The following is a 7,084-nucleotide window of genomic DNA, read 5'->3' on the forward strand; positions in this document are numbered from 1 at the left end:
TGGTCTATCCCGCCGAGGGGGGGGCCGGGGGGGGGCGCGGGGGGGCGGGTTTTAGCCAGTGGCGGCTCAAGCACAGGCCCCCCGCCGCCCGGCGGCCCCAAACCCGGCGCGCGCGCCACCGCGCGCGGGAACTGGGTGTGTGCCTCGTGCTGAACGACTACTGGCGGATCGCGCTGGATGAAGGCATCGACTACATTCATCTCGGTCAGGAGGATCTGGATACGGCCGATCTGGCGGCTATCCGCCAAGGGGGACTGCGGCTTGGCATTTCCACCCACTGTCATGCGGAGCTGGAGCGGGCACTGGCCTGCGGGCCGGATTACGTGGCCCTTGGACCGATCTGGGAAACCAGGCTGAAAAAAATGGCTTTCGGCCCGCAGGGGACCGGGAAGCTGACCGAATGGCGGGAACTGATAGGCTCCATGCCACTGGTGGCCATTGGCGGCATTACGCTGGAGCGTGCGGGCTCCTGCATTGCCGCCGGTGCGGATTGCGTGGCCGCTGTGTCGGATTTTATCCGCCACCCCGACCCGGAAGGCCAGGTCAAGGCATGGCTGGCCGCAACCATTCGGCGCTGAAGCAGCGTCTGTCGCAGGCCTGTCAGGCATGGTCCTGTGCGTGTGTCCTGGGGGTATGATCTCGTACGTCTGCCATCCGCCTGTTCCCGGGCTGGTGGCCGGGTAAGAGAGCTATGGGGTGCGGTGGCAGGTCCTTAGCCGCTATTGACTATCCGCGCTGCATCCGCCTTGCCGAACAGGCCCAGCACCGCGCTGACAGGGGCGGGCAGAACCATGGGCTGGCCATTGGCGGGTTGGTTGTCGGCAGGGAGCAGGGACGTGGCTTCGTTATGGGCTGTCTCCAGTAACTGGTCGACAAGCGTATCGGACGCCATGCGGTATTCCGGCAGGCCGGACTGGCGGCGGCCTGTGGCTTCTCCTCCGCCACGCAGGCGAAAATCCTCATCCGCGATCAGGAATCCGTCCTCCGTTTCTCGCAGGCAGGACAGGCGGCGTTTGGCGGTATGGCCCAGCCCCGCGTCGTGCAGCAAAAGGCAGAATGAGGCATCGCTGCCGCGCCCCACGCGCCCCCGAAGCTGGTGAAGCTGCGCCAGCCCGAAGCGTTCGGCATGCTCAATTACCATGACCGTTGCCGTGGGCACGTCCACCCCAACTTCGATCACGGTGGTTGCGACCAGAATCCGCGTCTTGCCGGTAGCAAAGTCTTGCAGGGCCTGTTCGCGCACGGTGGTGTCCTGCCGCCCATGGGCAAGCCCTACGACAGGCGCGTGGGCCGCCTGTGCGGCGGAAGGGGAATCGAACCGCGCGGCCAGGGCGGCCTGCCGGGCCTCGGCTGCGGCAATGTCCAGGCTTTCGCTTTCGGACACCAGCGGACAGACCCAGAATATCTGCGCGCCGTTGTTCAGCGCACGGCCCACGCCGTCCAGTATGTCATCCATGGTGGCAAGGCTGTGCAGGGACGTGCGTACTGGCTTGCGCCCGGCGGGCTTGCCGTCCAGCCGGCTGATCTGCATGTCGCCAAAGCGGGTCAGCAGCAGGGTGCGGGGTATGGGGGTCGCGGTCATGACCAGCATGTCCGCCTCGTGCCCTTTTTCCACCAGCGCCAGACGCTGGTCCACGCCAAAGCGGTGTTGTTCGTCCACGACCGCCAGCCCCAGATCGGCGAACTGCACGGTGTCCTGCACCAGCGCGTGGGTGCCTACAACCAGCCGTGCCGTGCCGCTGGCGATATCGGCCAGCACCTGTTTTCTGGCCTTGCCCTTGACGGAACTGCTCAGGAACGCAACCGGCACGGGGGACAGGCGCTCGAAGGTGGCCGCATGCTGGCGGGCCAGAATTTCCGTTGGCGCCATAATGGCGGCCTGCGCGCCAGCCTCCACCGCGCGCAGCATGGCCAGCAGCGCCACAAGGGTTTTACCGGCCCCCACGTCGCCCTGCACAAGGCGGTTCATGCGCAGGGGCCGGGCCATGTCGGCCTCGATCTCGCGCAGAACATGGTGCTGGCCCGGTGTCATGGTGTGGCCGAACGCGGCCAGGGCCTTGCGCTGGAGATGGCCATCGCCCTGAAAACACCGGCCGGGTCGGGCGCGGGATGCGCTCTGGGCAATGCGGATGGCAAGCTGGTCGGCCAGCAGTTCGTCACAGGCAAGGCGGGTCAGCGCGCGCGTGCGAAGATCCTGCCAGTCATCGCCCTCCGCGCTGCCGGGAATGCTGTCGGGTTTTTGCAGCCATGTCAGCGCGGTGGTGAAATCGGGCCAGTCCCTGTGGCACAGCAGGGCGGGGTCATGCCATTCGGGCAGGGTGGCGGGCAGGCGTTCAAGGGCTGCGGCCATGGCCTTGCGCACCTGACCGCCGAACAGGCCCGCTGTCAGCGGCCACACCGGGTCCAGCAGGGGAATGCGCGCCAGTGCGTGTGCGGGCAGCAGGTAGTCGGGTGTCGTCATGACCGGGCGGTCATGAAATGTGTCCACCTTGCCGGATACGGCAATGCTTTCGCCCACAACCACCTGCTTTGCCTGCCAGGGCGAAAAAAAGGCGATTTCGAGCAGGCCTGTCCTGTCACTTATGTTGACGCGCCAGGGCTGGCGCGTGCGTGGGGCAGGGGCGCGGATATCCTGCACCGTGCCTGTCAGGGTTGCCACCATGCCGGGCCTGATCTGCGCTATGGTCGGGCGTTGCCTGCGGTCGGTAACGGATTCAGGCAGGCAGAACAGCAGGTCCGCTACCCGGTTGCCCTGTGCGATGCGACCCAGCAGCCGGGCCCGCGCGGTGCTGACGCCGGGCAGGCTGGACAGCGGTGCAAGGACCGCCGCCAGAAGGGACGGGACATCGCAAATGCCCTCTTGTGCCGGCACCGAAGAGGATGTGAAGGAAAGGGGGCTGGACACAGGGGGGACACGGGCCTCTTTTTGGCGGCTGACACACAGGAACAGCAAGGGTATAGGACAGCAAAGCCATGCAAGACAATTTTACCGCACACTCATCCGCTCAGCCTGCTGCAACCGACCCTGCGCCGGACGATCTGGCTACCCGCAGGCGCCGCCTGCGTTTTCGTGCCAACCATCGCGGCACGTTCGAGACCGATATCCTGATCGGTCAGTTTGTGGACGAACAGGCCGACAGCCTGAACGCGGACGAACTGGCGGATATGGAAGCCATTCTCGAAATGCCCGACCCCGACCTGACGGACTGGCTGTTCGGCCGTCTGCCTCTGCCCGAAGAAAAAGCCACCCCCATGTTGCGCCGGATGGTGGACTCCTGCCGGACCCGATGCGGTAAATAACCCCCTGCGATCGTATGCGCGCCCGGCACGCCTGCGGTTTCGGGCGGATGGCGGATACGAAAACAGAGCAAAGAGATATAAGGCCAGATGACAGCAAAAACGGGCGCACACAGCCAAATAGCCACCATCTGGGGCGTGCCTGAGGGCTATGACGCACTGCTGCTGGCCCGTCGCGCTGCCGAACACAAAGGCCCGGTCCTGCACATAGCCCGCAGTGACGCGGCCATGACACGGCTGGCCGACATGCTGGCCTTTGTCGCGGCTGATATCGAGGTGCTGCGCTTTCCCGCATGGGACTGCCTGCCTTACGATCGTGTTTCCCCCAACCCGACGCTTGTGGCTGAACGTGTCGCGACACTGACGCGCCTGCTCGAACCCGCCAAAGGCCCCCGCCTTGTGCTGACCACCGTGAACGCGGCCGTGCAGCGCGTGGCCCCGCGCAAGACGTTCGAGGGCCAGTCCCTGACCCTGCGCACGGGAGAAAGCCTGGACCAGGCGTTCCTGATCGATCTGCTGATCGCCAATGGCTACACGCGCACCGATACGGTGATGGAGGCAGGGGAATTCGCCACGCGTGGGGGCATTTTCGACCTGTATCCCGCAGGCGCGGCCGAACCCCTGCGGCTGGACCTGTTCGGTGACGAGGTGGAAAACATCCGCGCCTTCGACCCCGGGTCCCAGCGTTCGACCGACAGGCGCGACAGTCTGGTGCTCTGCCCGGTGTCCGAGTTTTCGCTCGATGCGGGGGCCATTTCACGCTTTCGCACCGGCTGGCGCGATGTGTTCGGACCCGGTGCCGCCGCCGACCCGCTGTACGAGAACGTGTCCGACGGGCGGCGTTATCCCGGTCTGGAGCACTGGCTGCCCTTGTTCCACGAGCAGATGGAAACCCTGTTCGACTATCTGCCGGGGGCCGCGGTCTCGCTCGAACATCAGGTGGCTGAAGGACTGGCCGCACGGCTGGACATGATTGCCGATCATTACCAGGCCCGCCGTCAGCCCGCGCGGGAGGGGGAAGTCCCTTACCGCGCGCTGCCCCCGCATCTGCTGTATCTGGACCAGAAAGGGTGGGACGCTGCTCTTGCGCGCCTGCCTGTGGTGGCGTTCAGTCCCTATGCCCAGCCGGATGGGGCGGGCGGGGTCGATGTCGGTGGGCGGCCAGGCAAGATGTTCGCCAAGATCGTGCCCGGTGCGCAGCGTGAGCAGGTGTTTACCCTGCTGGGCGATCAGGTGCGTGAATGGGCGCAGGTGGGGCGCAGGGCTTATATCGCGGCATGGAGCCGGGGATCGCGCGAACGCATTGGCGTGCTGCTGCGCGAACATGGCGTTGCGACTGAAACGTTCGAGACATGGGCCAGTGCGCGCAAGGCCAGGGCCGGCGCGGTCGGGCTGCTGGCCTTCGAGCTTGAGCGCGGTTTTGTGGCCGACGATCTGGCATTCGTGTCGGAGCAGGATCTGCTGGGTGAGCGTATCGGCCGGCCGCCACGCCGCAAACGCCGGGCCGATGAACTGATTGCCGAAGCCAGTGAACTGTCCGCCGGTGACCTGGTGGTGCATCAGGACTACGGTATCGGCCGGTATGACGGGCTGGAAACGCTGAGTGTTGGCGTGGCCCCGCATGACTGCCTGCGCCTGCTGTACGACGGCGATGAAAAACTCTACCTGCCGGTGGAAAACATAGAGCTGCTCAGCCGGTTCGGGTCCGATCAGGCAGGTGTGGCGCTGGACAAGCTGGGGGGCGTTGCCTGGCAGAACCGCAAGGCCCAGATGAAAAAGCGCATTCGCGACATGGCGGGTGAGCTTATTCGGACTGCTGCGGCCCGTGCCCTGAAGGAGGCGCCGGAACTGACCCCGCCCGAAGGGATGTGGGACGAATTCTGTGCCCGTTTTCCCTTTATCGAAACCGACGATCAGGCCCGCGCGATCTCCGACGTGCTGGAAGACATGGCGTCGGGCAGGCCCATGGACCGGCTGGTCTGTGGCGATGTGGGCTTTGGCAAGACCGAGGTTGCCCTGCGTGCGGCGTTCGTGGCCGCCATGTCGGGTGGGCAGGTGGCGGTGGTGGTGCCAACCACGCTGCTGGCGCGCCAGCACTACCGGACGTTTGTGGCGCGGTTCGAGGGCTTTCCCGTCAAGGTGGCGCAGCTGTCGCGCATGGTCACCGGCAAGGAGGCTACGGCCATCCGGCAGGGCCTGGCCGATGGCAGCGTGAATATCGTGATCGGCACGCATGCCCTGCTGGCCAAGACCATCAAGTTCTCGGCGCTCGATCTGCTGATTATTGATGAGGAGCAGCATTTCGGCGTGGCGCACAAGGAAAAGCTCAAGGCCCTGCGCGAAGACGTGCATGTGCTGACACTGTCCGCCACGCCTCTGCCACGTACCCTGCAACTCTCGCTTTCCGGCGTGCGGGAAATGAGCCTGATCGCCACCCCCCCGACCGACCGTCTGGCCGTGCGCACCTTCATCATGCCGTTCGACAGCGTGGTGATCCGCGAGGCGATCCAGCGCGAGCGTTTCCGTGGCGGGCAGATTTTCTGTGTTGCCCCCCGGATCGAGGATCTGGACCGCCTGGCCGAAAGGCTGAGCGCCATCGTGCCCGATGCGCGGCTGGTGCAGGCGCATGGGCGGCTGTCCCCCACCGACCTTGAGCGCGTAATGACCGAGTTCTCGGACGGGAAATATGACATCCTGCTTTCGACCAATATCGTCGAGAGCGGTCTGGACATGCCAGCGGTGAACACGCTTATCATCCACCGGGCCGACATGTTCGGCCTGGGGCAGCTTTACCAGTTGCGCGGTCGCGTGGGTCGCGGCAAGCAGCGTGGCTACGCCTACCTGACATGGCCGCAGACCCATGCCCTGTCCGTTTCCGCCCAGAAGCGGCTCGAGGTCATGCAGACGCTCGATACGCTGGGGGCGGGCTTTACCCTTGCCTCGCATGACCTGGACCTGCGGGGTGCGGGCAACCTGCTGGGCGACCAGCAGTCCGGCCATGTGCGCGAGGTGGGCATAGAACTCTACCAGCAGATGCTGGAAGACGCGGTGGCCGACCTGCGCTCGGAAAAAGGGCGCAAGACGCATGACGACCGGGACTGGACGCCCACCATTGTCATGGGGCTGCCAGTACTTATTCCCGATACCTATGTGCCAGACCTGCCCGTGCGGCTGGGGCTGTACCGCCGTATCAGCGGCCTGTCATCGGACGCTGAAACCGAGGCGATGGAAGCTGAACTGATCGACCGCTTTGGCGCGATACCACAGGAAGTGAAAAACCTTCTCGATATCGTTGATATTAAAAGATTGTGCCGAAAAGCTGGGGTCGAAAAAGTGGAGGCTGGGCCCAAAGGCATGGTGGTGCAGTTCCGGCAGAACAGCTTTGGTAATCCGGCCGGTCTCGTGCAGTGGATGGCCAGGTGGAAAGACGGCGCCGTGCGCCTGCGCCCAGACCACAAACTGGCCTGCGTGCGGGAACTGACCAACGCACAGCGCGTAGGGCTGGCCAGCAAGGTGCTGAAAGATCTGGCCGCCTTGTGCGAGAAAATACCAGCCTGATGGACGGTGTCAGCAGGTTGTTTTTATAATTTTCTGTTTTTAAAGGAAAATTGTTATTTGGTGTGACGGCCATGCTGGAAGCGCTGCCGACTGGCAGCGCATGCGATGCGGGGGCGTGATATGCGTTTTGCGGGAGCAGTTTTTCTTGCCAGCGCAATCGTCATTGGCTTCTCAAGTAGCCAGTAGCCAGTAGCCAGTAGCCAGTAGCCAGTAGCCAGTAGCCAGTAGC

Annotated in this window: 4 protein-coding genes; 3 read left to right on the forward strand and 1 reads right to left on the reverse strand. The window is 64.6% G+C overall.

Annotated features, from left to right (window positions below; translation table 11 throughout):
• Nucleotides 1-578 (forward strand): thiamine phosphate synthase (locus tag ABF990_RS00745; protein WP_415506449.1); only part of this gene is annotated, 578 nt, incomplete at its 5' end.
• Nucleotides 579-712: 134 nt separating this feature from the next.
• Here the strand turns inward: ABF990_RS00745 and recG are convergent.
• Entirely contained in the window at nucleotides 713-2,905 is a 2,193-nt protein-coding gene (recG, locus tag ABF990_RS00750) for an ATP-dependent DNA helicase RecG (protein ID WP_415490608.1), read from the reverse strand.
• Between the two features lie 68 nt (nucleotides 2,906-2,973).
• Here recG and ABF990_RS00755 point away from each other — a divergent pair, with 68 nt between their 5' ends.
• Both ABF990_RS00755 and mfd read left to right on the forward strand, forming a co-directional pair.
• Nucleotides 2,974-3,300, forward strand: a complete 327-nt coding sequence (locus ABF990_RS00755) for a succinate dehydrogenase assembly factor 2 (protein WP_415490607.1) — start codon at nucleotides 2,974-2,976, stop codon at nucleotides 3,298-3,300.
• 87 nt (nucleotides 3,301-3,387) lie between these two features.
• Nucleotides 3,388-6,855 (forward strand): transcription-repair coupling factor, encoded by a 3,468-nt coding sequence (gene mfd / locus ABF990_RS00760; RefSeq protein WP_415499617.1) that lies wholly within the window; start codon nucleotides 3,388-3,390, stop codon nucleotides 6,853-6,855.
• Nucleotides 6,856-7,084 lie beyond the last annotated feature (229 nt).

It is taken from the genome of Acetobacter sp. (genome assembly GCF_047723915.1).
In the GTDB taxonomy this organism is placed as follows: domain Bacteria; phylum Pseudomonadota; class Alphaproteobacteria; order Acetobacterales; family Acetobacteraceae; genus Acetobacter.